General features: G+C 71.8%; 24 protein-coding genes. 7 read left to right on the forward strand and 17 right to left on the reverse strand.

What is annotated here, in order from left to right; translation table 11 throughout:
* The first annotated feature begins 20 nt into the window (after positions 1-20).
* Entirely contained in the window at positions 21-1,049 is a 1,029-nt protein-coding gene (locus Saso_RS35705) for a heavy metal transporter (protein WP_189920060.1), read from the forward strand.
* Positions 1,050-1,361: 312 nt separating this feature from the next.
* Positions 1,362-1,811 (forward strand): ATP-binding protein, encoded by a 450-nt coding sequence (locus tag Saso_RS35710; protein WP_189920062.1) that lies wholly within the window; start codon positions 1,362-1,364, stop codon positions 1,809-1,811.
* A gap of 102 nt (positions 1,812-1,913) precedes the next feature.
* Here Saso_RS35710 and Saso_RS35715 read toward each other — a convergent pair whose 3' ends face one another.
* Positions 1,914-3,059 carry a bifunctional succinyldiaminopimelate transaminase/glutamate-prephenate aminotransferase gene (locus Saso_RS35715; protein ID WP_189920064.1) on the reverse strand — a complete coding sequence of 382 codons (1,146 nt, stop codon included), beginning with the start codon at positions 3,057-3,059 and terminating at the stop codon, positions 1,914-1,916.
* Between the two features lie 116 nt (positions 3,060-3,175).
* Entirely contained in the window at positions 3,176-3,496 is a 321-nt protein-coding gene (gene fdxA / locus Saso_RS35720; RefSeq protein WP_003973842.1) for a ferredoxin, read from the reverse strand.
* A 140-nt stretch (positions 3,497-3,636) separates the two neighbouring features.
* On the opposite strand from fdxA, the gene Saso_RS35725 reads away from it, so the two are divergent.
* Together Saso_RS35725 and Saso_RS35730 are read left to right on the forward strand one after the other, a co-directional pair.
* On the forward strand, positions 3,637-4,680 hold the full coding sequence (locus tag Saso_RS35725) for a GNAT family N-acetyltransferase (protein ID WP_189920532.1): 1,044 nt from the start codon (positions 3,637-3,639) through the stop codon (positions 4,678-4,680).
* Positions 4,677-5,516 carry a transglutaminase family protein gene (locus tag Saso_RS35730; RefSeq protein WP_189920066.1) on the forward strand — a complete coding sequence of 280 codons (840 nt, stop codon included), beginning with the start codon at positions 4,677-4,679 and terminating at the stop codon, positions 5,514-5,516. Before Saso_RS35725 ends, Saso_RS35730 begins: the two co-directional genes overlap by 4 nt.
* A 29-nt stretch (positions 5,517-5,545) precedes the next feature.
* On the opposite strand, the gene Saso_RS35735 is transcribed toward Saso_RS35730, so the two are convergent.
* The 9 genes from Saso_RS35735 to Saso_RS35775 all read right to left on the reverse strand — a co-directional run bounded on the left by Saso_RS35735 (position 5,546) and on the right by Saso_RS35775 (position 15,263).
* Entirely contained in the window at positions 5,546-6,163 is a 618-nt protein-coding gene (locus Saso_RS35735) for a response regulator transcription factor (protein WP_189920068.1), read from the reverse strand.
* Positions 6,160-7,362, reverse strand: a complete 1,203-nt coding sequence (locus Saso_RS35740) for a sensor histidine kinase (RefSeq protein WP_189920534.1) — start codon at positions 7,360-7,362, stop codon at positions 6,160-6,162. The genes Saso_RS35735 and Saso_RS35740 overlap by 4 nt, the downstream gene beginning before the upstream one ends.
* Positions 7,363-7,367: 5 nt before the next feature.
* Positions 7,368-8,108, reverse strand: coding sequence for an ABC transporter permease (locus Saso_RS35745; RefSeq protein WP_189920070.1), 741 nt, complete (start codon positions 8,106-8,108; stop codon positions 7,368-7,370).
* Positions 8,105-9,040 carry an ABC transporter ATP-binding protein gene (locus Saso_RS35750; protein ID WP_189920072.1) on the reverse strand — a complete coding sequence of 312 codons (936 nt, stop codon included), beginning with the start codon at positions 9,038-9,040 and terminating at the stop codon, positions 8,105-8,107. The genes Saso_RS35745 and Saso_RS35750 overlap by 4 nt, the downstream gene beginning before the upstream one ends.
* Positions 9,041-9,130: 90 nt before the next feature.
* Entirely contained in the window at positions 9,131-11,602 is a 2,472-nt protein-coding gene (locus Saso_RS35755; RefSeq protein ID WP_189920074.1) for a hypothetical protein, read from the reverse strand.
* Between the two features lie 153 nt (positions 11,603-11,755).
* Positions 11,756-12,166, reverse strand: a complete 411-nt coding sequence (locus Saso_RS35760; protein ID WP_189920076.1) for a DUF6113 family protein — start codon at positions 12,164-12,166, stop codon at positions 11,756-11,758.
* Positions 12,166-13,080 carry an N-acetyl-1-D-myo-inositol-2-amino-2-deoxy-alpha-D-glucopyranoside deacetylase gene (gene mshB, locus Saso_RS35765; protein ID WP_189920078.1) on the reverse strand — a complete coding sequence of 305 codons (915 nt, stop codon included), beginning with the start codon at positions 13,078-13,080 and terminating at the stop codon, positions 12,166-12,168. The genes Saso_RS35760 and mshB overlap by 1 nt, the downstream gene beginning before the upstream one ends.
* A 515-nt stretch (positions 13,081-13,595) precedes the next feature.
* Positions 13,596-14,465 carry a helix-turn-helix domain-containing protein gene (locus Saso_RS35770; protein ID WP_189920080.1) on the reverse strand — a complete coding sequence of 290 codons (870 nt, stop codon included), beginning with the start codon at positions 14,463-14,465 and terminating at the stop codon, positions 13,596-13,598.
* A 336-nt stretch (positions 14,466-14,801) separates the two neighbouring features.
* On the reverse strand, positions 14,802-15,263 hold the full coding sequence (locus tag Saso_RS35775; protein ID WP_189920082.1) for an ATP-binding protein: 462 nt from the start codon (positions 15,261-15,263) through the stop codon (positions 14,802-14,804).
* 121 nt (positions 15,264-15,384) lie between these two features.
* Here Saso_RS35775 and Saso_RS35780 point away from each other — a divergent pair, with 121 nt between their 5' ends.
* Together Saso_RS35780 and Saso_RS35785 are read left to right on the forward strand one after the other, a co-directional pair.
* On the forward strand, positions 15,385-16,263 hold the full coding sequence (locus tag Saso_RS35780; protein ID WP_189920084.1) for a helix-turn-helix domain-containing protein: 879 nt from the start codon (positions 15,385-15,387) through the stop codon (positions 16,261-16,263).
* The gene (locus tag Saso_RS35785; RefSeq protein WP_189920085.1) at positions 16,260-16,469 is read left to right on the forward strand and encodes a DUF397 domain-containing protein; all 210 of its coding nucleotides are present in this window, start codon (positions 16,260-16,262) and stop codon (positions 16,467-16,469) included. The genes Saso_RS35780 and Saso_RS35785 overlap by 4 nt, the downstream gene beginning before the upstream one ends.
* 238 nt (positions 16,470-16,707) lie before the next feature.
* Here Saso_RS35785 and Saso_RS35790 read toward each other — a convergent pair whose 3' ends face one another.
* Entirely contained in the window at positions 16,708-16,902 is a 195-nt protein-coding gene (locus Saso_RS35790) for a hypothetical protein (protein ID WP_062641281.1), read from the reverse strand.
* Positions 16,903-17,083: 181 nt separating this feature from the next.
* On the opposite strand from Saso_RS35790, the gene Saso_RS35795 reads away from it, so the two are divergent.
* Entirely contained in the window at positions 17,084-19,204 is a 2,121-nt protein-coding gene (locus tag Saso_RS35795) for a S9 family peptidase (RefSeq protein WP_189920087.1), read from the forward strand.
* Positions 19,205-19,359: 155 nt separating this feature from the next.
* Here the strand turns inward: Saso_RS35795 and Saso_RS35800 are convergent, their stop codons facing one another.
* The 5 genes from Saso_RS35800 to Saso_RS35820 are packed head-to-tail and all read right to left on the reverse strand — an operon-like array spanning position 19,360 to position 25,017.
* Positions 19,360-20,457, reverse strand: a complete 1,098-nt coding sequence (locus Saso_RS35800; RefSeq protein WP_189920088.1) for an ABC transporter ATP-binding protein — start codon at positions 20,455-20,457, stop codon at positions 19,360-19,362.
* Positions 20,450-21,442 carry an ABC transporter ATP-binding protein gene (locus Saso_RS35805; RefSeq protein ID WP_189920090.1) on the reverse strand — a complete coding sequence of 331 codons (993 nt, stop codon included), beginning with the start codon at positions 21,440-21,442 and terminating at the stop codon, positions 20,450-20,452. Before Saso_RS35805 ends, Saso_RS35800 begins: the two co-directional genes overlap by 8 nt.
* 7 nt (positions 21,443-21,449) lie before the next feature.
* Positions 21,450-22,460 (reverse strand): ABC transporter permease, encoded by a 1,011-nt coding sequence (locus tag Saso_RS35810; protein ID WP_189920092.1) that lies wholly within the window; start codon positions 22,458-22,460, stop codon positions 21,450-21,452.
* The gene (locus Saso_RS35815; RefSeq protein ID WP_189920094.1) at positions 22,453-23,376 is read right to left on the reverse strand and encodes an ABC transporter permease; all 924 of its coding nucleotides are present in this window, start codon (positions 23,374-23,376) and stop codon (positions 22,453-22,455) included. The genes Saso_RS35810 and Saso_RS35815 overlap by 8 nt, the downstream gene beginning before the upstream one ends.
* 6 nt (positions 23,377-23,382) lie before the next feature.
* The gene (locus Saso_RS35820; protein WP_189920095.1) at positions 23,383-25,017 is read right to left on the reverse strand and encodes a peptide ABC transporter substrate-binding protein; all 1,635 of its coding nucleotides are present in this window, start codon (positions 25,015-25,017) and stop codon (positions 23,383-23,385) included.
* Between the last annotated feature and the right edge of the window lie 172 nt (positions 25,018-25,189).

Below are 25,189 nucleotides of genomic sequence, written 5' to 3' on the forward strand. Positions count from 1 at the left end.
CTCTCCAGTACCTTGTACCCGTGCCGAAGCCGTCCCCCTCCCCCAAGCGCCGCGGCCGCCTCCTTCGTCTCGGGGCGTCCTGCGTGGTCCTGTCCGCCGTCGCGGGTTATGTCGTGGTGCAGTACGTCACCGGCGGCACCGCGGACCCGGGCTGCAAAGTCGTCGCGGGCGACGCGGCCGGGACGACGTACGAGTTCACGCCGGAGCAGGCGGTGAACGCCGCCACGATCGCCGCCGTCGGCACCGACCGGGCGATGCCGGAGCGGGCCGTGGCGATCGCGCTCGCGACCGCGCTCCAGGAGTCGGGGCTGCGCAACCTCGCCCACGGCGACCGGGATTCGCTCGGACTGTTCCAGCAGCGCCCCTCCCAGGGCTGGGGCACCGAGCAGCAGGTCACGGACCCGGCGTACGCGGCGAACATCTTCTACGAGCACCTCGCGAAGGTCCGCGGCTACACCGAGCTCCCGCTCACCGTCGCGGCGCAGCGCGTGCAGCGCAGCGGCTATCCGGAGGCGTACGCCAAGCACGAGCCGGACGCCACGGTGCTGGCCGCCGCGCTGACCGGCACGTCGCCGGGCACGCTGACCTGTACCGGCCGCTCGGACGCCACGTCGAAGGCGACGGGCCCGGACGGGGTGCGGGCGGCGCTGGTGCGCGACTTCGGGCGGGAGGCGCTCCAGCAGGCGGGCGCGGAGGTGTCGGCGGACGCGTCGGCCACGCCCTCGTCCGCCGCGTCCTCGGGCGGTACCGGGACGGACGCGGGGACGCCGGCCGCCGAGAGCTCCGGGCGGACCGTGACCGTGCCGGTGACCGCGGACACCTCCGCCGACGGCCGCAGCGCCGGTGAGCGGGGCTGGCAGCTGGCGCACTGGGCGGTGGCCAACGCGTCGGCGCTGCGCATCGAGCGCGTGTCGTACGCGGGCCGGGAGTGGATCGCCGGGAACACCGACAGCAAGTGGCGGGCGACGGACTCGACGGGGGCGGAGGCCGCCGGTGCCGGCGGGGCGGGCGGCGGGACCGGCAGCGTACGGATCGTCACCGCGCAGTAGTACGACCCTTCACCCGGCCGGGTCACGTGCGGGACGTCCGGACGGGCGTCTGCTCAGGTTTTCGCGCCGTCACCCCCGTGACCGGTGAAACCCTTGCGGTCAAAGGGATGCGAGGGTTTGGCGGACTTTCACATCGGACGGTTTTTGCCCGCTTTTATCCGCAGCCGATAATGCGACGCATTGCCAACTCTTTGCGTCGGCCGTGCGCAACCTTCGTGGGCTTCGAGCGGTAGTCACTGCGTCCGGGCCCGGACAGACAGACAGTCATCGCAGTCACAGACAGTCCTTGTTCTCTCCCGTCGAAGGAGCACCATGTCCCTCCCCCTGACCCGCCGGATCGCCCGCGCCGCGCTGCTCGTCGCCGCAGGAGCGGCCGCCGGGGTCGGTGCGGCCGGCTCCGCCGGTGCGGCTCCCGCCCTGCCCGCCACGCCGAACCTCGGCGGGCTCACCGCCCTGGACGCGGCGGGCGTCGGCAACACCGTCGAGGGCGCGACGCAGCACGTCACCGGGCTCGCGGGCGAGGCCGGCGGCCAGGCCGTCAAGCAGGCGGTGCCGGCCGCGGGCAAGAACGGCGGCAAGGCCGTGAAGAAGGCGGCGCCGGTGGCGCAGAAGACGGCCGGCGAGGCGGCGGGCTCCGCCGGGAACCTCCTCGGGGAGACCGCGTCGACCGCCACCAAGGGCGGGCTGCCGACGGACTCCCTCACCAAGGGCGGGCTGCCCGGGGCCGAGACGCTGCCCGTGAAGAGCCTGCCGCTCGGCTGACGCCGGCGGCTCCGCGGCCGACGACGGGGTCCAGGGTGCTCCCTGGGCCCCGTCGCGCTGTCCGCCCGCGCCCGGCCGCCCGCCCGCAGGGGGCGGCGCGGGTCAGGCGGTGAGCCTGCGGACCGCGGCCGCGACGCGCTCGTCCGTGGCGGTCAGGGCCACGCGGACGAACTTCTCGCCGGCCTCGCCGTAGAAGTCGCCGGGGGCCACCAGGATGCCCAGCTCGGCGAGGTGGGCGACGGTGCTCCAGCAGGACTCGTCCCGGGTCGCCCAGAGGTAGAGGCTGGCCTCGCTGTGTTCGATGCGGAAGCCGTGGGCGAGCAGCGCCTCGCGCAGCGCGGTGCGGCGCGCCGCGTACCTCTCGCGCTGCTCCCGGACGTGCGTGTCGTCACCCAGCGCCGCCGCGGCCGCGGCCTGGGTGGTCGCCGGGGTCATCATGCCGCCGTGCTTGCGGATCTCCAGGAGCGGCGCCAGGACGGCCGGGTCGCCCGCCAGGAAGGCCGCCCGGTATCCCGCCAGGTTCGACCGCTTGGACAGCGAGTGGACCGAGACGATGCCCTCGTAGGAGCCGCCGTTGACGTCCGGGTGCAGCACCGAGACGGGGTCGGCCTCCCAGCCGAGCTCCAGGTAGCACTCGTCGGAGAAGACCAGGACGCCGTGTTCGCGGGCCCAGGCCACGATCCGGGTCAGCTCGTCCTTGGCGAGCACCTTGCCCGTGGGGTTGGACGGCGAGTTGAGCCAGAGCAGCTTCAGCCCCTCCGGGTCCAGGTCCGTGGGGTCGTCGTAGACCTCGTACCCGGCGCGGGCCAGGCGCGCGCCGACCTCGTAGGTCGGGTAGGCCAGGCGCGGGTAGGCGACCCGGTCGCCGGGGCCGAGACCCAGCTGGGTCGGCAGCCAGGCCACCAGTTCCTTGGAGCCGACGATCGGCAGCACGTGCCGGTGGGTCACGCCGCGGGCGCCGAGCCGCCGCTCCACCCAGCCGGTGATCGCGTCGCGCAGCTCGGGCGTGCCCCAGACCGTCGGGTAGCCGGGCGAGTCGGCCGCGTCGATCAGGGCCTTCTGGATCAGCGCGGGGACCGGGTCGACCGGGGTGCCGACGGACAGGTCGACGATGCCGTCCCGGTGGGCGGCGGCCGTCGCCTTGTACGGCGCCAGCTTGTCCCAGGGGAAGACCGGAAGGCGGTCGCGCGGCGACTCCCCGGAAGGGTGGTGGCGGGTGACGGGAGGGCGGTCGGAGACTGCGGACACGGCTTCTGGCTCACTTTCTGTGCGGCGACGGCCGCTACGGCAAACGCCTCGGTCCCGCACGGCGATCTGGGGCGATCAGGCCGTACGGGACCGAGGCGGCGCGAAGCGGGCCGCTCTTACTGGTTCTGCGGCGGCAGCGCGGCGACGAAGGGGTGGTCGCGCTCGATCAGACCGAGCTTGCTCGCGCCGCCGGGCGAGCCGAGCTCGTCGAAGAACTCGACGTTCGCCTTGTAGTAGTCCTTCCACTCCTCCGGAGTGTCGTCCTCGTAGAAGATCGCCTCGACCGGGCAGACCGGCTCACAGGCTCCGCAGTCGACGCATTCGTCCGGGTGGATGTACAAGGACCGCTGGCCCTCGTAGATGCAGTCGACCGGGCACTCCTCGATGCACGCCTTGTCCTTGACGTCGACACAAGGCTGCGCGATGACGTAGGTCACGCTGTCGTTCCTCCTCGATAGGGCGCTGGCGGGCCTGTCCAGGCTCCGCCGCCTGGCGCGCGGGAGCGCGGCGTCGTCGATGCCCGCCTCTAGTATCTCCGTTCTTGGGCATGATCCGAACAGGAGGGGTGAACCGACCTGTGGAATTCTCGGCCGCCGGACGTCTCGAGGTCCGTGTCACCGCTGCTGACGTGGGCAAACGTGTCTCCGTCCGAAGCTTGATCGACGGTGGAGCACCCGGGGGGAAATTCACCGACACGGTAGGTGTTCTCACATCATGGGACGATGATGTGCTCGTGATCACACGAAGGGACGGGGAGCGCGTCCGTGTGGACGCGCCCTCGTTGGTCGCCGGAAAGGTCGTCCCCGCCGCCCCCGCCCGCCGCAGGGGCCCCGCGGCCGGGTACGAGGAGCTGGCGCGGGCCGCCGCGCGCGCCTGGCGGCCCCTGGAGACGGCGCGGCTCGGCGGATGGGAGCTGCGGGCCGCCGCGGGGTTCACCCGCCGTGCCAACTCGGTACTGCCGCTCGGCACCCCGGACATGCCGCTCGACAGGGCCCTGGACGCCGTGCGGCGGTGGTACGGCGAGCGCGGGCTGCCCGCCTACGTCCAGACGGCGACGGGGGCGCAGGGCACCCAGGAGGCGCTGTGCGCGGAGCTGGAGCGGCGCGGGTGGGTGCGTGAGGTGACCGCCGGGCTCTGGGTCGGGGCTCTGGCGCCGCTGGCCGACCGGGCGGGGACCGAGGGCGTGGTGCTGTCCCGGGAGGCCGACGAGGGGTGGCTCGCCCGGTACGGACGCAAGGGGGCGAGCGAAGTGGCCCTGAAGGTGCTGGGAGGAGCCCCGGATGCCGAAGGAGCGGGCGACGGGGACGGTCCCTCGGTGTGGTTCGCGGCCGTACCGGGGACGGCCGGCGAGGCTCCCGCCGCGATCGGCCGGTGTGTCGTGGACGGACGGTGGGCCGGGTTCGCGGCGGTCGAGGTCGATCCGGCGCGGCGGCGGCAGGGGCTGGCCACCGTAGTGATGGCCGCGCTCGCCCGGCGGGCCCTGGCAGAGGGCGCCTCGGCCGCCTGGCTCCAGGTGGAGGAGGACAACGCGGGGGCGCGGGCGCTCTACACCGGCCTCGGCTTCACGGAACACCACGTGTACCACCACTACCGGGAACCGGCGTCGGGGAGCTCCTCGTGAGCGGCTTCGGGGCGCGGGAGGCCCGGGAGCGGTTCGCCGAGGAGGCCCGGGCCGAACGGCCCGACCTGGCGCTGCTGTGCCTGCTGATCGGCGCGGGGCCGGACCCGGAGCTGGACGAGGCCGCGCTGGACGCAGCCCAGATCGAGCTGGACGGGCTGGCGGGGCAGCTGCCGTACCGGCCGGGCGGGCCGCGGGCGTGGGCGCGGGCGCTGCGGGAGCTGCTCGGCGAGCGGTACGGCTTCCGGGGCGCGGCCGCCGACTACGAGCGGCTGGAGTCGTCGCTGCTGCACCGGGTGCTGGTCCGGCGCAGGGGCCTGCCGATCCTGCTGTCGGTGGTGTGGGTGGAGGTGGCGCGGCGGGCGGGGGCGCCGGTGTACGGGGTCGCATTGCCTGGGCACTTCGTGGTGGGCCTCGGGCCGCCGGACGGGGACGAACAGGTGCTCGTCGATCCCTTCGACGGGGGCCGGATCCTGTCGCGGGACGACGCCGACTCGCTGGTCTCCGGCGCGACCGGGTCGCGGCTCGAACCGTCGATGCTGGAGCCGGCCGAGCCGCTGGAGGTGGTGACGCGGATCCTGAACAACATCCGCTCGTGGGCCGCGGCCCGCCCGGAGCGGTCGGACGTGGCGCTGTGGGCCGTGGAGCTGGGGCTCGCGGTGCCCTCCCACCCGGCCCTGCTGCGGTACGAGAAGGGGCAGTTGCTGGTCCGGCGCGGGGACTTCCTGGGCGGCGCGGCCGAACTGGAGGAGTACGCCGGGCTGGTGGAGGTGGTGGACGAGGGCGCCGCCGAGCGGGTGCGCAAGGAGGCGTTCGCCGCGCGGGCCCTGCTGAACTGACCCGCGAGGCCCGGCGGACCGGCGGCCGCCTACAGCCAGCCCTTCTCCCTCGCGGTGCGGACCGCCTCCGCGCGGTTGCGTACGGCCAGCTTCTGTATCGCCGTCGAGAGGTAGTTGCGGACCGTGCCCTGGGACAGGTGCAGGGCCGTGGCCAGTTCGGCGTTGGTCGACCCGTCGGCCGCGGCGCGCAGCACCTCCCGCTCGCGGTCGGTGAGGGGGTTGGCGCCCCCCGCCAGGGCGGCGGCGGCGAGGGTGGGGTCGATGACCCGCTCACCGGCCAGGACCTTGCGGACGGCCGCCGCGAGCTGGGCCGCGGGCGCGTCCTTGACGAGGAAGGCGTCGGCGCCGGCCTCCATGGCGCTGCGCAGATAGCCGGGGCGGCCGAAGGTCGTCAGGACCACCAGCTTCAACGCGGGCAGCTCCTTGTGGAGTTGCGCCGCGGCCTCGATGCCCGTCGCGCCCGGCATCTCGATGTCGAGGAGGGCCACGTCGACGTCGTGGGCGCGGGCGGCCGCGAGGACCTCGTCGCCGCGCGCCACCTGGGCGACCACCTCGATGTCGTCCTCGAGCCCGAGCAGGGCTGCCAGGGCCTCGCGGACCATCGACTGGTCCTCGGCCAGCAGGACCTTGATCGTGCCACCACTCATGAGCGGGATCCTACGTCCGGCACCGGGCCCGCCGGGACCCGGGCGGTCAGCCGGAAGCCGCGCTTGACGCGGCCCGCCTCCAGGGTGCCGCCGGCCTTCTCCAGCCGTTCGGCGAGGCCGGTGAGGCCGTTGCCCGGACCCTTGCCCGGACCGCCGGAGCCGTCGTCCTCGACGCAGAGTTCGAGGACCGGGCCGTCCAGGGTCTGACGCCGCACGAGGTCCACCATGCAACGGGTGCCGCCGCTGTGCCGCACGACGTTGGTGACCGCCTCGCGCAGGGTCCAGGCGAGGGCGGCCTCGCTCTCGTCGGGGACGCCGTCCAGCTCCGGCTCGCCGGGGATCGCCGCGGTGATGCCCGCCGCGGTCAACGCGACCTGCGCACCCGCCAGTTCGGCGGCCAGCCGGGGGCGCCGGTAGCCGGTGACGGCCTCCCGGACGTCCACCAGGGCCTGGCGGCTGACCTGTTCGATGTCGGCGACCTGCTGCGCGGCCTTGTCGGGGTGTCCGGGCAGCATCCGGCCGGCCAGCTCGCTCTTCAGCGTGATCAGCGACAGCGAGTGGCCCAGCAGGTCGTGCAGGTCCCTGGCCAGGCGCAGCCGTTCCTCGTTCGCGGCGAGCTGGGCGACCGTGGCCCGGGCCTTGCGCAGCTCCACCGTCGTGCGGACCAGCTGGCTGACCCCCGTCATCGCGAAGCCGATGAGCAGGACCAGCAGGAGCAGGTTGAGCGCCTGCTCCTCGTCGGTGCGCAGCCCGACCAGAAGAAGCACCGCGGCCGTGCCCGGGATCGTCCAGAACGCCGCCCGCAGCGGCAGCACCATCCCGCAGGCCACGGAGACGTAGCAGTACAGGCCGAGCCAGGCGGAGCCGAGGGTGAGGCCGAGGACGGTGGCGAGCACCGCCATGGAGCCGATCAGGGCGGTGACGGTCGCGTCGGCGAAGGGCGCGGCCCCCATGTTGCGGAAGAGCAGCGACAGATAGAGCGCGACGAAGACCGCCAGCCCCAGCCAGCCGGCCACCGTGCCGCCCGTGGTGTGGTGGCCCGACAGGAGGTCGTGGACCGGCGAGCTGAGGAACACCAGCCAGACGCCGATCCACAGCAGCTTGCGCCGCCACAGCTCGCGCGGGGTGCGGGCGGTCTCGCCGAGCGCGATCGGCGAGAACCGCCGGGCGGGGTTCTCGCGGAGCGGGTCGTCCGTCATGGCGTTCACGCCTTCAGCGTGTCCTTCCGGTACAGCCAGGCCGCGCCGCCCGTGAACAGGGCGAAGGAGACGGCCAGGATGACGATGTCCTGGGCGTGCGGGGCCCGACTCTGTTCGATGGACTGGCCCAGGGCAGCGTACGCGTGCGTCGGCACCCACCTGGCCACGTCCTGCAACCAGGCCGGGAAGGTCGTCGTCGGCATCCACAGGCCGCCGAGGATCGACAGGCCGAAGTAGGTGATCATCGTGATCGGGCGGACCGCGTCCCCGGTCGCGAGGTAGCCGATCGCCACGCCCAGGGCGGCGAAGACGAGGCTGCCGGCCCAGATCGCGCCGGTCAGGGCGGCCCACTGCCAGGCGTCGAGCCGGACGTCCTTCACGGCCGCGGCAACGGCGAAGACGACGACGATCGAGGGCAGGCTGACCACGGCCGCGCTCGCGGTCTTGGCGAGGACGTAGCCGCGGCCCGGGAGCGTGGTCAGGCGCAACTGCCTGACCCAGCCGCTCTGGCGCTCCTTGGCGATGCGTTCGCTGTTGCCCATCAGGACGGCCGTGAGCGCGCCGAAGGAGGCCATCGAGACCATCATGTACGTGGGCAGGGTCAGGCCCGTGCCGTCGACCTTCTCCGTGGCGGAGGCGCTGCCCGCGATGAGCAGGAACAGGACCGACGGGTAGATCACCGAGAAGAACAGGAACTTGCGGTTGCGCAGGGCGCGGGTGAGTTCCAGCTTGATCAGGCCGTTCACTCGGACTTCGCCTCCTCGGCGGTGGTGAGGGCGACGAAGGCCTGCTCCAGGCCCAGCCCGGCGACCTCGAGGTTGCGGGGGTAGAGGCCGAGGCCGTAGACCGCGTGGACGGTGGCGTCGGCGTCGGTGGACTGGATGCGGACGGTGCGGCCGGCGCCCGAGGCGGCGGTGCCGCCGGACAGGGTCAGGGCGGTGACGAACGGCAGGGCGCGCAGCGCGGCCTCGTCGAGGTCGCCCTCCAGGTCGAAGGCGATCCGGCGGGCGCCCGCCTTCGCCTTGATCTCGGCCGCCGTGCCGTCGGCCAGCAGTCCTCCCCGGTGCAGGACCAGCACCCGGTCGGCTATCGCGTCGGCCTCTTCGAGGTAGTGGGTGGCGAACAGGACCGTGCGGCCCTGGTCGGCCTGCTCGCGCATGGTGGCCCAGAAGGCCTGCCGGGTGGTGACGTCCATGCCGGTGGTCGGCTCGTCCAGGACGATCAGGTCGCTGTCGCCGGCGGTGGCGAGGGCGAACCGGACCCGCTGGGCCTGGCCGCCGGAGAGCTTGTCGACCTTGCGGTCGGCGATCTGGGCGATGCCGGCGCGGGCCAGCACGTCGGCGGGCCGGTACGGCCGCGGGTGGAGACCGCAGGCCAGGCCCACCAGTTCGGCGACCGTGACCTCGTCCATCAGCCCGCCGCTCTGGAGCATCGCGCCGACCCGGCCGGCGACGATCGCCTCGCGCGGGCCGGTGCCGAAGACGCGGACCGTGCCGCTGTCCGGCTGCTTCAGGCCGAGGAGCAGGTCGAGGGTGGTCGACTTGCCCGCCCCGTTGGGCCCCAGCAGCGCCACGGTCTCCCCCGGGCGCAGGGACAGCGTCAGGCCGTTCACCGCCCGTACGTCCCCGAACCTCTTGCTCACCTGGTCGAACCCGACCACCGGTGCTGTCGTCGTCATACGGCGATCCTCGCCCGGGCGGACGGGCGGACGGCAGTGTCTGCCGTCCTCGGTGCCGCATGACAGATGTCATGCGGCACCGCCGCCGGATCAGCTCGGGTCGGTGTCGATGACCCCGGTCCGCTCGGTCGTGCTCGTCAGGGCCGGGCGCAGGGCGCCGATGACGTCCTGGACCGTGACGGCCGTCTTCTGACCGGTGCCGCGGGTGATCAGCACCCCGTTGAAGGTGCCGCCGTACAGCTCCGTCAGCGCGGCCTGGTCGTAGCTCTCGACGAGCTTGCCGTTGACCGGCTTGACCTGGAGGAACTTCCACAGGGAGTTCTTCGGGCTGAAGGAGACCGCGTGCGCCGCGTCGGTCATGACGGTCACCTTGCCGGACATGGCCGGTTCGGCGAACTCCTTCATCATCCGGTCGACCTCCGCCTTCGAGATCGTCGGCTGCTTCTCGGTGGTCGGGACCGTGACCGCGCTGGTCGTGCCCGTCTCCACCTGGGTGCGGTAGGCGTCGACGACGGCGTTCTGTGCCTTCGCCGCGTCGATGCCCTTGCCCGCCTTGCCGTAGACGGCGACGGCCTTGCCGGACTCGAACTTGATCGTGCCGTCGGTGGCCGAACCGGAGCCGCCCGCGGCGGTCTCCAGGGCAGCCTGGAGCTTCTCCTCGTCGACCGGCATCGCGGGCTCGACCTCGCGGTGCTGCCCGAACAGCGAGCCGATCACGGAGACCGGGTTGTAGTCGCTCTCGGCGGCGGCGTCGACCGTGGCCTGCATGTCGAACTGGAGGCCCGCCTGGTCGGGCTTGAGGGTGACGGTGTCGCCGTCGACCGACAGCTTCAGCGGCTGCGTGACCCGCTTGCCGAAGGCGTCCTCGAGCTTCTTGACGGCGTCGTCGTTGGTGCCGCCGCCGACCTCGACCCCGAGCACGGTGGTGCCCTTGGGCACGTCGGAGTGGTTCATCAGCAGGCCCGCGCCGTAAAGGCCGACGCCCGCGACGACCACCAGACCGCCCAGCAGGGGCAGCTTGCTGCGGCCCTTCTTCTTCGCCTTCTTGGCGTTGCGCGCCTCGCCAGCGGGCTTGCTCTGCGGTGCCGGCTCCGGCCCCTTCGGCGGGGTGTTCGGCAGCGGTCCGTCGGTGCGCGGGCCGCCGGGCACGACGGGGATGCCGCTGGTGACGGTGTGTCCGGAGACGTTGTCGACGGGACGGCCGCCGTAGCCGCCCGCGCCCGGTCCGGGGGCGGGCTTCTGCGGGGTGAGGATCGCGGTGTCGTCGCTCAGGCCGCCGCCGGGCAGCCGACCGGTGGCGGGACCGGACCCCGCGCCACGCGGACCGCCGGGACCGTTCGGACCACCGGGGCCGCCGGGACCGTTCGGAGCACCGGGCGCCCGGGTCGCGCCGGGACCGCCCGGAGCACCGGGGGGCCGCGTCACGCCGGGCGCGCCGGCCGCGCCGTACGGGCCGCCGTTCACCGGGGGCACGATCGGGCCGTCGCCCGTGACGGGACCGCCGGTCGGGCCCGCGGGACCGCCCTGCGGGCCACCGCGGCCGCCGGGACCACCCGGACCGCCGGGGCCGTCGGGACCGTTGAAGTCGTAGGAGCCGCCGGGGCCGGCCGGCAGGCCCGGCTGACCGCCCCGCACGCCCTGGCCGGGGCCGCCGTCGGGGGCTCCGTGGCCGTTCTGCCCGTCCGAGAAGTACGGCAGGTCGTCGCGGCGCGGCTCGGCACCGCCGGTGCCCTGCGCGGTGCCCTGGCCCTGCGCCGGACCCTGGCCCTGGCCGGGGCGCGGGCCGTTGCCGAGCGGGCCCGCGGCGAGCGCCTCGGTCACGTCGAACGAGCCCGTGCCGCCGCCGTGTCCGGGAGCCACCGGACCGCCCGTGGCTCCACCGGGGATCCCGGCGCCGTTGGTGCCGCCGGGGCGGCTGCCCCCGGGCACGCTCATGGAGCCGACCACACCGCCGGGACGCCCGCCCGCCTGCCGCGGGCCGCCGGGCGCACCGGCACCCGGGCCCGCGCCGGTCGGGGCACCCGGCCCCGCCGCGCCGGCGGGCGGACCCGCGGGTGCGCCGGTACCGGCGGCCGAACCGCCCGGGAGTCCCGCGCCGTTGGAGGCGCCGCCGCCCGGAGCGCCCTTGGCGGGAGCGGACTTGCGTGGCGCGAACCAGTCGCTCGTCTTCTCCTCGGCGGCGGGGCCGGGTTCGGCGGGCAGCTCGAACGAGCCGGTGTCGGACGAGGAGGGTCCCGCGGCGACCGCGGGAGGCGCCTGCCGGTCCTCGGCACCGGTGCGGGTACCGCCGTCGGAGGTGTCGCCGCCGCCGGAGGCCTCGGTCTCGGCGACGGGTTTACGCACCACGACCGGCGGAATGGGCCGCGAACCGGGGATGTTGATGCGGATCCGGGTCGTCAGCGTGGTCTCGGTCTTGCGTTCCTCCGGCTGTGCGGACGAACGGCCCGCGTCCGCGCCGCCGTCGGACACCACGGGGGTGCCGTACGGCGGTGTGCCCGAGGGGTATGCGGCTCCGCCGCGCCCGTTGGGCCCGGAGGACGGACTGTCAGTTTCACGGCTCAAGGCAGGTTCTCCAGGTTGGCTCCGCCGCCCGCACGGCCTCACGGGCAGCTCGGCGGCGCGCACCACCATACTGGCCACTTCTGGCCCGTATCCCACGACCGCCGGGGAAACCCACACGGGACTCCCACCGGCACCCCAGGGTGAAGTGGTACGTCACTTCCCAAGTCGGACGTCGTCGCCGACCGGTTGCCGTCCCGAACCAATGGTGGCGCAGATCACAGCAAGGGCCATGCCACCGAGCAGGAAGAGATAGGAACCGCCTCCCGCGCCGAAGAGGAAATCGCCCTCGGGACGGGCGGCGGTGCTCACGATGACGGCGACCATCCACCCGGCGGCGGGCGCGACGGCCCCCGCGCGGCTGCCCAGGGCCCTGGCTCCGCCGAGGAAGAGTCCGGCGGCGCCCGCGAGCGCGAGGAGCAGCCCGCCGGGGAACCAGCCGGCCTGGACGAGCGCCCCGGCGACACCGGTGACGGCCCCGAGCAGCAGCAGCCCCGCACAGGCGGCGATCCGCCCGGCGGAGGGCAGCCGCAGGGGCTGGGCGAGCATGGAACCGCGGTCGGACATCACGCCACCTCCGTCGCGTCGTCGGTGCCGGCGAACAGGTCGTTCTCCCTCTTCCCGACGGGCTCCCCACGGACGAGTTCGTAGTACTCGGTCGGGAACAGGGGCTGCGCGAGCTCGTTGGACAGGGCGAAGTAGCGCTCGCCGGGAGCGACTTCGACCTGGGTGGCGTGCGCGCGCATCGCGGCGGCCTTGGCGGCGGCGCAGCGGGGGCCGCCGTCGATCTCCGCGGTGATCCGGCCGTCGTCCACCACGCCCGGCACGTCGGTGACGACGGCGCTCTTGTCGAAGGGCAGCCCGGGCAGCTCCTCGCGCAGCCGTACGAAGGCGGCTCCGACGACCGAGCGCGGGGCGCGGTTGACGTACACCTTGGGGATGCGCCATCCGGCGTCCTCGGCCAGCTCCACCGCGCGCATCGCGACCCGGTGGGCCTGGATGTGGTCGGGGTGGCCGTAGCCGCCGTCCTCGTCGTAGGTGACGAGGACCTGGGGCCGCACCTCCAGGACGACCTCGGCGAGCAACGCCGCGGCCTCGTCGACGTCGGCCTGCCAGAAGGAGCCGGGGTCGTCGTTGTCGGGGAGGCCCATCATCCCGGAGTCGCCGTAGCGGCCGGCGCCGCCGAGCAGGCGGAAGTCCTCGACGCCGAGTTCGGCCATGGCGGCGGCCAGTTCGTGCCGCCGGTGCTCCCCGAGGGCGGAGCCAGTGAGGTGACGCAGCTGCGGCGGGATGACCTCGCCGCGTTCACCGAGGGTGCAGGTGACCAGCGTCACCCGGGCACCCTCGGCCGCGTACCTGGCCATGGTCGCGCCGTTGTTGATCGACTCGTCGTCCGGGTGGGCGTGCACCAGCAGCAGACGCCGAGCGGAGCGAGGTGGGGGTCCCCCCGGCCGGAGGTCGGGGGACGGATGTTCCGTCATGGTGCCAACCCTACGAGGCGACGTCCTTCCACCGGTCATCCACCCGCCCGCCCGTCACCCCTGGTCGTCGATCAGGTCGACGTCGTGCGCAGTCTCGTTGCGTCGCCGCACGATCTCCAGATAGCGACTGCGAAGGCTCTTCTCGTTCAGCAAAGTGAACCCTTGGCCCCGGGATGTCGGAGGGCCCGAGGCGCAAGCTTGTCGCGCAGGTGCTCCACTACGGCTCCCGGCAGAGTGACCTCACTTCGCTACACGGCTTCAATCCTTTGCAGCAGCAAGTCGCAACAGCCGCGGGTAACCCCGCAGAACTCTCCGTCACGATCTCGACGAGCACGATCCCCGAGCCGAGCCTGGTACGTACGAGCACGATGTCCTCAGCACGCCCCTGGGCCCGACCCTCGTCACGGATCTCTTCGGAGATGTACGACTTGTAGAAGGATGAGGGAGGCCCACCACTGCGGACCGATGGGCACGGGCTGTGCGGCCCACTCGGCGTTTTCCTTGCTTGTGGGGTCTCAGAGAGCCGCCGCCGACCGCTCCCGGCAGTCGCGGCAGCGGGTGCCCGGCTCGGGTGAGCGGATGCCGCGGTCACAGCCGTCGCAGTTCCGCATCCGGTGCGGGACAACCGACGATGGTGCCACGGGCGCACGCAGCGGTGGCGGTGGTGGCAGCAGGGCTGTGAGCCGGTGGGCCAGAAGGGCGGCGGGACGGCGGAGGCCTTCGGGCGGAAGGTCGGCCGTGAGGGCCTGGCGGACGGCGTCGGAGGAGACGTCCCGCTCCAGCCAGGCGGCGACGCCGGGAGCGAGATGGGCCGTGTCGCAGGCGGAGAGGAGGAGGCGGGGGTCGTGACGGCGCAGGCGGCCGAGGACGTCCTCGGCCGCCCGGAGAAGCGCAGGGGCGGGATAGGCCGGACGGGGTACGGCAGGCAGGGACTTGCGCGGTGTGCGCCTCTTCGGCTGGGCGGGGGAGTCCGCGGCATGGCCATGGCCGGAGGCGGCGACCGTCCGGCGGTGACGACCGGGCTGGTTGCAGGAGACCGTGCGGGTGACGATCCGGCCGCCCGGGATTCGGGAGCGTTCTCGGCGCAGGTAGCCGTGGGACTCCAGTTCGCGCAGGGCGGCGGCAATACGGGTGGCGCCCTCCGGGAAGCGGGCCGTGAGGGACTTGATGTCGACGCGTGCGCCCTTCGGCAGCGACTGGATGTGCACGCCCAGCCCGATCGCCAGGAGCGACAGCTCCCGGTGCTGGGCGAGGTGGTTGCCGATCACCGTGAAGCGGGTGGTGTGACGGGCGTTGTCGTGGGTGAGTCCGCCCACATGGGGGTGGTTTTTGCCCGCATTACGGGACTCGGGGCGTGGGGTCGCGCTAGGGTCTTGGGTGTCCATCGGGAAGCCTCTTCTTCCTCGGTGGTCAGGCCCTCGCACTGGGATTGCAGTCCCGGCGGGGGCCGTCGCATGTCTGGGGTCGTGGTGTCGCGTTGGGTTCCGCATCGGGGTCCCTGCGTTGCGCTGAGCGTAAGGCAGGCAACCCGTCACGAATCCAGCCGAGTTGGGCATATTCACTCGCGGGAGTGAGTTTGCTCGACGGGCGGGAGGGGTGGGGCTTGGTCGGGTTCCTTCTCCGGCGTCGTGGTCCTTTGGAATGAGCGCCACTTGCCCCGAAGCCTGAGAATCCGGGTTCCGGTGACGGACGCGCGTCGCCCCGTCCGGGGCTTCTGGCGGTCAGGAGCCGTGGCGGCCCTGAACGTCATCCGGCGGAAGTGCGACCTCGGCCCACACCGTCTTGCGCGGGCGCAGTTCCGGGCCCCAGCCCCACCGGTCGGCGAGCGCCTCGACCAGGAACAGCCCGCGGCCGGACTCTGATTCGGCGTCCGGGCCCGGATGCCGTGGCCGGGGCGGGCGATCCCCCGCCGTGTCGGTCACTTCGATGCGGAGCGTGTGCGCGATGACGTAGAGCGTGAGCCTGAAGTCCCGGCCCGCCACGCGCCCATGGGTCACCGCGTTCGCCGCGAGTTCGGCGACGATCTGGCCGGCCGGGTCCACCGGCACGCCCCAGGAGCGCAGTTGCTCGGCGGTCAGCAGACGCGCGAGGCGTGCTCCGCGAGGAGTGGGAGACAACCGCACGCTGAAGTTGCGGAAGTGCTGGCCGGGCCGGGTCCCGGCGGAGACGGATTCCTGGATCACGTGACTCAGAGTGGCCGCTCCCGCTTACCGTGAACAGTGATGGAGCCGTTGCGTACGGTGACTGTCCGGGCGTTGTCCGGTCGTGTCCGGACTGTCGGTCCGGGTGACGGAGGGGTGCGGAATGACGCAGGTGAACGGCAAGCCGGTCCAGCTCAAGGAGGAGACGGACGAACCGGGTTGGGAAGTGGACCCGGACGACGAGTGGGGCACCGCCGTCGTGGAGACGGTGGGACGACAGCTGAAACTGCGGCGAGAGGCCGTGGGGATGCGCGCGGCCGACTTCGGGTTGGCGGTCGGGTACGGCGAGGACCTGGTCTACAAGATCGAGAGCGGCAAGCGGATCCCCCGCCCCGAGTACCTGGACAAGGCCGACAGGGTGTTGGGGGCGGGCGGGCTGCTCTCGGCGATGAAGGAGGACGTGAAGAGGGTCCGGTATCCGAAGAAGGTGCGGGATCTGGCGGCCATGGAAGCAAGGGCGGTCGAGATCGGGGTGTACGAGTGCAACAACATTCATGGGCTGTTGCAGACTCCCGAGCACGCACGCGCCTTGCTGGAATCTTGGCAGCCCGCCTACACGCCGGAAGATGTGGAGCGGCTGGTTGCGGCTCGCATGGCACGGCAATCCGTCTTCGAGCGGTCACCTGCGCCCGCACTGGGCTTCGTCCTGGAAGAGTCGACGCTGCGCCGCAACGTTGGGGGCACAATGGTGAGGCGACAGCAGTTCGAACGCCTGCTACAGGTAGGGCGGTTGAACAACGTGACGCTTCAGGTGATGCCGATGGACAGCGGGGCACACCCTGGCCTCAGCGGCAGGATCGAGCTGCTGAAGTTCGAGGACGGCACAGGAGTAGGCCGTTCCGACGGGGCCTTCAGTGGCCGTCCGACAACCGACCTGAGGCAGCTCCGCATCCTTGAGCTGCGGTACGGCACCATCCGGGCGCAGGCTCTCCGCCCAGGGGAGTCGCTGATCCTCATCGAGAAACTGCTGGGAGAGACATGATCCGCAAGCACGCCGCCGGGGGCCCATCCGAACCGGCGTGGTTCAAGAGCAGCTACAGCAGCGGGCCCGACGGTGAGTCCTGCGTCGAGATCGCCACCACCCCCGGCACCATCCACGTCCGCGACTCCAAGCACACCGCCGGCCCCCGACTCCGGCTCTCGCCGGAAGCCTGGGCCGACTTCGTGCCGTACGCGTCCGAGGGCTGACGGTCCACTCGACGTCGGCCTCCGGTACGCCGGCCTCGCCGCCCAGGGAACGGGCGACGCCTCGGCCGGCTCCCGCAGCCGATCGTCAGCGTTGTGTCCGTCCACGCGCCCCGCCCCCAGCGCTGCCACACTTCCCGGTCCGCCAAGCTTACGGATCAGGACGCGGGGCAGGTGCGGAACGAGGCAGCCTGCGGCAAGCTCCGGTCGGTCGCCCGCCGGAGCCCCGGGTCGGCACGCGTCAGAACTTGATGCTGCCGATCATGCTCGCCACGCTCGTCGTCAGGTCGCTGATCGTCGGCGCGATCGTCGAGGATGCGAGGTAGAAGCCGAGCAAGATGCAGACAACCGCGTGACCGCCCTTCAGTCCCGACTTCTTGACCAGCAAGAAGACGACGATCGCCAGCAGCACCACCGCCGAAATCGAGAGTGCCACGGCGGTTCACCTCCAAGAACCCGGGAACGTGGGGGCAAAAGCAGAACAAGGGAACTTGTAAATCCATACATCAGCCAGCAGGTTCATACCCACACAGCGCTAGTGATCATAACTATGTGTGGGCGCGCATCTCGCGGCGCACAGCCGCACAAGGGGGTCGCATGGCCAATATGGTCGGGGGATGACGACCGACTCCGACTCCTTCCCCCGCAGGCACGCACGCACCCAGCGTTTCACCCTCGGCGCGCCGCGTTCGTTCACGGTGGCGCCCGACGGCTCCCGGGTCGTGTTCCTGCGTTCCGGCTCCGGCACGGACCGCACGGGCGCGCTGTGGGTCCTCGATCCCGCGGACGGCACGGAACGTCCGGCCGCCGACCCGCGGACCCTGCTCGGCAGTGCCGCGGAGGACCTCTCGCCGCAGGAGCGCGCCCGGCGCGAGCGCAGCCGTGAGGGCGGTGCGGGGATCGTCGGCTACGCCACCGACGGGGCGGTCGAGCTGGCGTCTTTCGCCTTGTCAGGGCGGCTTTTCACGGCGGAGCTGCAAGCCGGGACGGCGAGCGAACTCACGGTCCCGGGGCCGGTGATCGACCCCCGGCCGTCCCCCGACGGGCGGCTCGTCGCCTACGTCGCCGGGGGCGCCCTGCGGGTCGTGGGAGCCGAGGGCGGGGACGACCGGGCGGTCGCGGAGCCGGAATCGGACACGGTTTCCTATGGATTGGCCGAGTTCATCGCGGCCGAGGAGATGGGGCGTTCGCGCGGCTTCTGGTGGTCCCCGGAATCGGACCGGCTGCTGGTCACACGCGTGGACGACACGCCGGTGGAGCGGTGGTGGATCTCGGATCCCGCCCAGCCGAAACGTGACCCACAACACGTGCCCTACCCGGCTGCCGGGACGGCCAACGCCGAGGTGCGGCTCTTCGTGTTCGGACTCGACGGGGTGCGCACCGAGGTCGCGTGGGACCGGGCGCGCTATCCGTATCTGGCGCGAGTGCACTGGTCAGGAGCGGGAGCGCCGCTGCTGCTCGTACAGGCGCGCGACCAGCGCAGTCAGCTGTATCTGGCGGTGGACACCGACTCCGGGGCGACCAGGATGGTGCACGCCGACGAAGATCGGATTTGGCTGGATCTTTTCCCTGGCGCGCCGTGCTGGAGCCCGTCGGGACAGCTGGTCAGGATCGCCGACGAAGGCGGCGCCCGGGTCCTGGCGGTGGGCGAACGCCCTTTGACCGGAGCCCAGTTGCACGTACGGGCGGTGCTGGACGTCACGGCGCACGACGTGCTGGTCGCGGCCTCGGCCGGGGCGGACGCGGCCGCGCCCGAAACCGGCGAGGTGCACGTCTACCGGGTGAACGAGCTCGGCGTCGAGCGCCTCTCGCAGGAGCCCGGGGTGCACTCGGCGGTACGGGCGGGCGAGGTGACCGTCCTGGTGTCGGCGGTGCCGGACCGGCCGGGGAGCGAGGCGCGGGTGCTGCGGGACGGAAAGCACGTGGCCACCGTCCGTTCCCTGGCGGATGATCCCGGTCTGTCACCCCGCGTACAGCTCACCGAGGGGGGCGCACGCCGTATCCCGTGCGCCGTGCTTATGCCTACGGACTACGTCGGTGACACCCCCCTGCCCGTCCTCATGGATCCGTACGGCGGTCCGCACGGGCAGCGGGTGCTGGCCGCGCACAACGCCCACCTCACCTCCCAGTGGTTCGCCGACCAGGGCTTCGCGGTGATCGTCGCCGACGGCCGGGGCACCCCGGGCCGCTCCCCCGCCTGGGAGAAGGCGATCAGGGACGAGGTGGCGGCGGTGACCCTGGAGGACCAGGTGGACGCCCTGCACGCGCTCGCCGAGCGCTTCCCGCTCGACCTGACCCGGGTGGCCGTCCGCGGCTGGTCCTTCGGCGGCTATCTGGCGGGCCTGGCCGCGCTGCGCCGCCCCGACGTCTTCCACGCGGCGGTGGTCGGCGCCCCGGTCACCGACCTGCGGCTGTACGACACCCACTACCAGGAGCGCTACCTCGGCCACCCGGGGGAACACCCCGAGGTCTACCGGCGCAACTCGCTGATCGACGACGAGGGTCTGGTGGACCCGGCCGAGCCGGCCCGTCCGATGCTGATCGTCCACGGGCTGGCCGACGACAACGTGGTGGTCGCCCACTCGCTGCGGCTGTCCTCGGCGCTGCTCGCCGCCGGCCGGCCGCACGAGGTGCTGCCCCTGTCGGGCGTGACCCACATGACCCCGCAGGAACAGGTGGCGGAGAACCTGCTCCTGCTCCAGCTGGACTTCCTGAAGCGTTCGCTCGGACTCGCCTAGCCCGCGTGCGGAAAAACGGGCCGGGAGACATGGCGCTCCCGGCCCGCTTACGGCACCCGCACGGCCGTACGCTGTTCACCCTGACGCGTCCGTATATCGGAACCGGGTCGGTCAAGTTGCCTGCGTGTTAACGCGGTTGCTGCGCATATGCGGCACTATGCCCCCTCGCCGGGCCGCTCACCGGGCGGTTCCTGCGGCGGTTCCTCCGGTGGCACCACCCGCTTCTCCTCCGCGAAGTGGCAGGCCGAGTCGTGCGCCGCCGGGCCGCTCGCGTGCCGGAACTCCGCCGGGACCGCGAGCGCCGGCACCTCCTGCGCGCACCGTTCCCGCGCCTTCCAGCAGCGGGTGCGGAAGCGGCAGCCGGAGGGGATGGCGGTCGGGGAGGGGACGTCGCCCGCGAGGATGATCCGCTCCCGGCGCTCGCGCGCCTCCGGGTCGGGCACGGGGACCGCGGACAGCAGCGCCTGGGTGTAGGGGTGCGTCGGATGGTCGTAGATCTCGGCGTCGCGGCCGATCTCCACGATCCGGCCGAGGTACATCACCCCCACCCGGTCCGAGATGTGGCGGACGATCGACAGGTCGTGGGCGATGAAGAGGTAGGAGAGCTCGAACTCGCTCTGCAACCGGTCCAGCAGGTTGATCACCTGCGCCTGCACCGAGACGTCCAGCGCGGAGACGGGCTCGTCGGCGACGATCACCTCCGGGCGCAGGGCGAGGCCCCGCGCGATGCCGATGCGCTGCCGCTGGCCGCCGGAGAACTGGTGCGGGTAGCGGTTGATGTACTCGGGGTTGAGCCCGACGACGTCCAGCAGGTCCTGGACCTTCCTGCGCCGGTCCCCCTTCGGCGCGACCTCCGGATGGATCTCGTACGGTTCCCCGATGATGTCGCCGACCGTCATCCGCGGGTTGAGCGAGGTGTACGGGTCCTGGAAGACCATCTGGATGTTGCGCCGGACCGCCCGCATGGCCTTGCCCGACAGCGCGGTGATGTCCTCGCCCTTGTAGCGGATCTCACCCGCCGTCGGCTTCTCCAGGTTGACGAGCATCTTGGCGACCGTGGACTTGCCGCAGCCGGACTCCCCCACGATGCCCAGCGTCTCGCCGCGGTGGAGCGTGAAGTCGACGCCGTCGACGGCCTTCACGGCGCCGATCTGCTTCCTGAAGAGGATGCCCCGGGTCAGCGGGTAGTGCTTGACCAGCCCGCTGACCTCCAGGATCGGCTCGGCGGACGAGACCGTCGCGGAACTAGCCATGCAGGCACTCCCTCCAGAAGTGGCAGGCGCTCGTACGGCCGGCGGCGGTCCCCTCGGGTCCCTCCACCTCGTAGAGCGGGGGTACGTCCGTACGGCACACGTCCTGGGCCATCGGACAGCGCGGGTTGAAGGCGCAGCCGGGCGGGATGTTCATCAGGTTGGGCGGGAGGCCCTTGATGGCGTAGAGCTCCCGGCCCTTGTGGTCCAGGCGCGGGATGGAGTCGAGGAGGCCGCGGGTGTAGGGGTGGGCCGGGGCCTTGTAGATGTCGTGGACCGGGGCCGCCTCGACGATCCGGCCCGCGTACATGACGGCGATCCGGTCGGCCACGTCCGCGACCACGCCCAGGTCGTGGGTGATGAGGATCAGCCCCATGTGGTACTCGCGCTGGAGCTCCGCGAGCAGGTCCATGACCTGGGCCTGGACGGTGACGTCCAGGGCGGTGGTGGGCTCGTCGGCGATGATGAGCGCCGGTTCCAGGGCCATCGCCATCGCGATCATGATGCGCTGGCGCATACCCCCGGAGAACTGGTGCGGGTAGTCCCCGACCCGTGACCGGGCGCCGGGGATGCGGACCCGGTCCATCAGCTCGACGGCCCTGGCCCGCGCGTCCTTGCGCGACATTCCGCGGTGCACGACGAACATCTCGCCGAGCTGGTCGCCGACCGACAGCACGGGGTTCAGGGAGGACAGGGCGTCCTGGAAGATCATCGCCATCTCGGCGCCGCGGACCTTGCGGCGTTCGTCCTCCTTGAGCCGCAGCAGGTCACGGCCCTGGAAGAGGATCTCACCTCCGGTGATCCGGCCGGGCGGGATGTCCAGGATGCCCATGATCGCCTGCGCCGTCACGGACTTGCCGGAGCCGGACTCACCGAGCACGGCGAGGGTCTCGCCGGCGTCCAGGCCGTAGCTGACGCCGTTGACGGCCCGGGCGATGCCGTCCCGGGTGCGGAACTCCACGTGCAGGTCGCGTACTTCGAGCAGCATCCGGCCGTCACCTCAGCTTCGGGTCGAGGGCGTCGCGCACCGCGTCGCCGAGCATGATGAACGCCAGGACGGTGAGGGCCAGGGCGCCGGAGGGCCACAGCAGGGCGTGCGGGGCGTTGCGGATGTAGGGCGAGGCGGCGGAGATGTCGATGCCCCACGAGACGGTCGGCGGTTTCAGTCCGACGCCGAGGTAGGACAGGGTCGCCTCCAGCGCGATGAACGTGCCGAGCGCGATGGTCGCCACGACGATCACCGGGGCGACCGCGTTGGGCGCGATGTGCCGCATCAGCAGCCGGGAGTTCCCGGCCCCGAGCGCCCGGGCCGCCTGGACGTAGTCGTTCTGCTTGGCGGTGATCACCGAACCGCGGGCGATCCGGGAGATCTGGGGCCAGCCGAGCAGCACCATGAACCCGATGACCGGCCAGACCGTATTGCTGGTCACGACGGAGAGGAGGACCAGGCCGCCGAGGACGACCGGGATGGCGAAGAAGATGTCGGTGATCCGGGACAGGACCGAGTCCCCCGCCCCGCCGAAGAACCCTGCGAGACCGCCCAGCACGCTGCCGAGCAGGGCGACCCCGAGCGTGGCCAGGACGCCCACCGTGACGGACGTGCGGGCGCCGTAGACGACGCGGGTGTAGACGTCGCAGCCCTGGCCGTCGAAGCCGAACGGGTGGCCGGGCTGGGAACCCTCCTGGGCCTTGGCGAGGTCGCACTTGAGGGGGCTCAGCCAGGTGATGGAGCCGGGCCACAGGGAGATGAAGACCAGGAAGAGGATGACCAGGCCGGAGAGGATGAAGACCGGGTTGCGGCGCAGGTCGCGCCAGGCGTCGGACCACAGGGAGCGGGCCTTCTCGGACGGCCCGGCGTCCGGGCCGCCGGGGCCCTTCTCCAGGGTCTCGCCCTCCGCCGTGGCCAGGTCCATGGTGCCGCCCATGCCGGTGTCGGCGATGGCTCCGTCCTCCGGGGTGCGGCCGGCGCCCGGCAGGTGGTGCTCCGGCGGCGTCGGCTCAGGCATAGCGGATCCTCGGGTCGAGTACGGCGTACAGGAGGTCGACGAGCAGGTTGGCCACCAGGAAGACCAGCACGAGGACGGTCACGAAACCGACGACGGTCTGGGTGTTCTGCCGCAGGATCCCCTGGTAGAGCTGGAAGCCGACGCCGTGGATGTTGAAGATGCGTTCGGTGACGATCGCGCCGCCCATCAGCGCGCCGATGTCCGTGCCGATGAACGTGACCACGGGGATCAGCGAGTTGCGCAGCAGGTGCCGGGTGACGACCCGGCGGTGGGGCAGCCCCTTGGCGACGGCCGTGCGGACGTAGTCGGAGCGCCGGTTCTCCGCGATGGAGGTGCGGGTCAACCGGGTGACGTACGCCAGCGAGACGGAGGCCAGCACCAGGCCCGGCACGATCAGCTCCCCGAAGGTGGCGTCCGTGGAGACCGACGGTTTGATCCAGCCCCATTCGACGCCGAGCAGCAGCTGGAGCAGCAGGCCGGTGACGAAGGTGGGGACGGAGATGACCACCAGGGTGAGCAGCAGGACCCCGGTGTCGACGGGCCGGCCCCGGCGCAGTCCCGTCACGACCCCGAGGGTGATGCCGATGACGATCTCGAAGAAGATCGCCACGATCGTCAGCCGGATGGTGACCGGGAACGACGACGCCATCAGCTCGGTGACCGGCTGGCCGTTGAACGCCGTACCGAAGTCACCGGTGAAGACGTTCCCCATGTAGGTCAGGTACTGCTGCCACACCGGCTTGTCGAGGCCGAACTCCTTCTTCAGCTGGGCCGCGGTGGCCGGGTCGCACTGCCGGTCGCCGCACAGACCCGCGATGGGGTCGCCCATCACGTTCACCATCAGGAAGATCAGCAGCGTGGCGCCGATGAACACCGGGATCATCTGGAGCAGACGCCGGATCACGTACCGGCCCATGGCGGGTCAGCTGACCTTGATCTCGTTGTAGACCGGCACGGAGAACGGGTTGAGCTTGACGTTCGAGAGCCGCTCCGAGTAGCCGGCGCTGCCGTTCTGGTACCAGAGCGGGATGGCGGCCATGTTGTCGCGCACGACCTCCTCGGCCTGCTGGAAGAGCTGCACGGCCTTGGTGGTGTCGGTCTCGGCGTTGGCCTGGTCGACGAGCGAGTCGAACTGCTTGTTCGACCACTTGCCGTCGTTGGAGGAGGCGTTGGTGTAGTACAGCGGCTGGAGGAAGTTCTGGATGAGGGGGTAGTCCATCTGCCACCCCGCCCGGAAGGGGCCGCTCATCTTCCGGTCGCCGATCTGGGTGCGGAAGTCCGCGAACGTGCCGACCGGGTTGCCGACGCAGGCCTTGTCGTTGCCGAGCGCGTTGTTGATCGAATTGCAGACCGCGTCGACCCACTGTTTGTGCGATCCGGTGTCCGCGTTGTATGTGATCTTGACCTGGCCGCCGGGCAGGCCGCCGCCCTCCTTGATGAGCTGCTTCGCGGCGGCGGGGTCGTAGTCGCAGGCGTCCCCGCACAGGCCTTCCTTGAAGCCGCCCTCCTCGCCGAGCACCGGGGAGGTCCAGTCGGTGGCGGGGGTGCGGGTCTTCTGGAAGATCGTCTCGGTGATCTGCTTGCGGTCGATCGCCCGCGAGAGGCCGGTTCGGACCTTGTCGGATCCGGTGGTGTTCCACTTCTTGTCGTAGAAGGGGAAGGCCAGGGTCTGGATGATGCCGGCGGGCGTGTTCAGGTAGCGGTCGCCGAGGTCGTTCTTGACGTTCTTGAGCTGGGCCGCGGGCACGTCGTCGACGAGGTCGAGGTTGCCGGCCAGCAGGTCGGTGTAGGCGGTGTTGTTGTCGGTGTAGACCTTGAGGGTCACGCCGCCGTTCTGCGCCTTGTCGTCGCCGGGGTAGCCGTCCCACTTCTTCAGGGCCATCTGGGAGCCCTTGGTGTAGGAGTCGATCGTGTACGGCCCGTTTCCGATCGGTTTCTTCAGCCAGCCCGCGTGGTCGGAGAAGAAGGCCTGGGGCAGCGGGGCGTAGGCGGGGTAGCCCAGGGTGTCGGGGAAGGTGGAGAACTTCTGCCGGAGCTTGACGGTGAAGGTCTTGTCGTTGACGACCTTGAGCCCGGCCAGGGCGCCGGCGCTCGGGCTCGACCCGTCGGCGGGGTGGACCGCGGGGTAGCCGTCGATGTACTCGAAGAAGTACGCGTTCTTCTGGTTGTTCTTCAGGTTGGCGCCGTAGTTCCAGGCGTCGACGAAGGACTTCGCCGTCACTTTCTCGCCATTGCTGAACGTCCAGCCGTCCTTGACGGTGATCGTGAAGTTCTGCGAGTCCGTGGTCTCGATCTTCTCGGCCAGCATGTCCTCGGCCGCACCCGTCTCCGGGTTGTACTTCTTCAGGCTCCGGAAGATCATGTCGAGGACCTTGCCGCCCTGCACCTCGTTGGTGTTGGCGGGCTCCAGCGGGTTCTGCGGGTCTCCCCAGGAGGAGCTGAGCACCGCGCCGCCGTCACCGCTGCCGCCGCCGCTCCCCCCGCCCCCGCACGCCGTCGCCGCGAGTGCTGCCGCCGCCGCGCATGCGGCCCACTTGGCGTGCGTGGCTCCACGCATGGATGCCTCCTCATTGACTTCGCTTTACCTGAGCCCCGGTCAGCACCGAAGAGCTGAGACCAGTACTGGTAAATATCAACTTAAAAGGTGCATGACGCACACGGGCCGCGCCCAACCGGAGGCCTTCGGAGGGCTATTCGGGGGACGGCACAAGTGCGCCCGCCGCCGGCAG

The sequence above is a fragment of the Streptomyces asoensis genome, from assembly GCF_016860545.1.
In the GTDB taxonomy this organism is placed as follows: Bacteria; Actinomycetota; Actinomycetes; order Streptomycetales; family Streptomycetaceae; genus Streptomyces; species Streptomyces asoensis.

Excerpts from the sequence above, each read along its gene's own strand:
- Saso_RS35710 (WP_189920062.1), top strand. The coding sequence starts at position 1,362 with ATGTCCCTCCCCCTGACCCGCCGGATCGCCCGCGCCGCGCTGCTCGTC.
- Saso_RS35735 (WP_189920068.1), bottom strand. The coding sequence starts at position 6,163 with ATGAGTGGTGGCACGATCAAGGTCCTGCTGGCCGAGGACCAGTCGATG.
- Saso_RS35740 (WP_189920534.1), bottom strand. The coding sequence starts at position 7,362 with ATGACGGACGACCCGCTCCGCGAGAACCCCGCCCGGCGGTTCTCGCCG.
- Saso_RS35750 (WP_189920072.1), bottom strand. The coding sequence starts at position 9,040 with ATGACGACGACAGCACCGGTGGTCGGGTTCGACCAGGTGAGCAAGAGG.
- Saso_RS35760 (WP_189920076.1), bottom strand. The coding sequence starts at position 12,166 with ATGTCCGACCGCGGTTCCATGCTCGCCCAGCCCCTGCGGCTGCCCTCC.
- mshB (WP_189920078.1), bottom strand. The coding sequence starts at position 13,080 with ATGACGGAACATCCGTCCCCCGACCTCCGGCCGGGGGGACCCCCACCT.
- Saso_RS35770 (WP_189920080.1), bottom strand. The coding sequence starts at position 14,465 with ATGGACACCCAAGACCCTAGCGCGACCCCACGCCCCGAGTCCCGTAAT.
- Saso_RS35780 (WP_189920084.1), top strand. The coding sequence starts at position 15,385 with ATGACGCAGGTGAACGGCAAGCCGGTCCAGCTCAAGGAGGAGACGGAC.
- Saso_RS35785 (WP_189920085.1), top strand. The coding sequence starts at position 16,260 with ATGATCCGCAAGCACGCCGCCGGGGGCCCATCCGAACCGGCGTGGTTC.
- Saso_RS35795 (WP_189920087.1), top strand. The coding sequence starts at position 17,084 with ATGACGACCGACTCCGACTCCTTCCCCCGCAGGCACGCACGCACCCAG.
- Saso_RS35800 (WP_189920088.1), bottom strand. The coding sequence starts at position 20,457 with ATGGCTAGTTCCGCGACGGTCTCGTCCGCCGAGCCGATCCTGGAGGTC.
- Saso_RS35805 (WP_189920090.1), bottom strand. The coding sequence starts at position 21,442 with ATGCTGCTCGAAGTACGCGACCTGCACGTGGAGTTCCGCACCCGGGAC.
- Saso_RS35810 (WP_189920092.1), bottom strand. The coding sequence starts at position 22,460 with ATGCCTGAGCCGACGCCGCCGGAGCACCACCTGCCGGGCGCCGGCCGC.
- Saso_RS35815 (WP_189920094.1), bottom strand. The coding sequence starts at position 23,376 with ATGGGCCGGTACGTGATCCGGCGTCTGCTCCAGATGATCCCGGTGTTC.
- Saso_RS35820 (WP_189920095.1), bottom strand. The coding sequence starts at position 25,017 with ATGCGTGGAGCCACGCACGCCAAGTGGGCCGCATGCGCGGCGGCGGCA.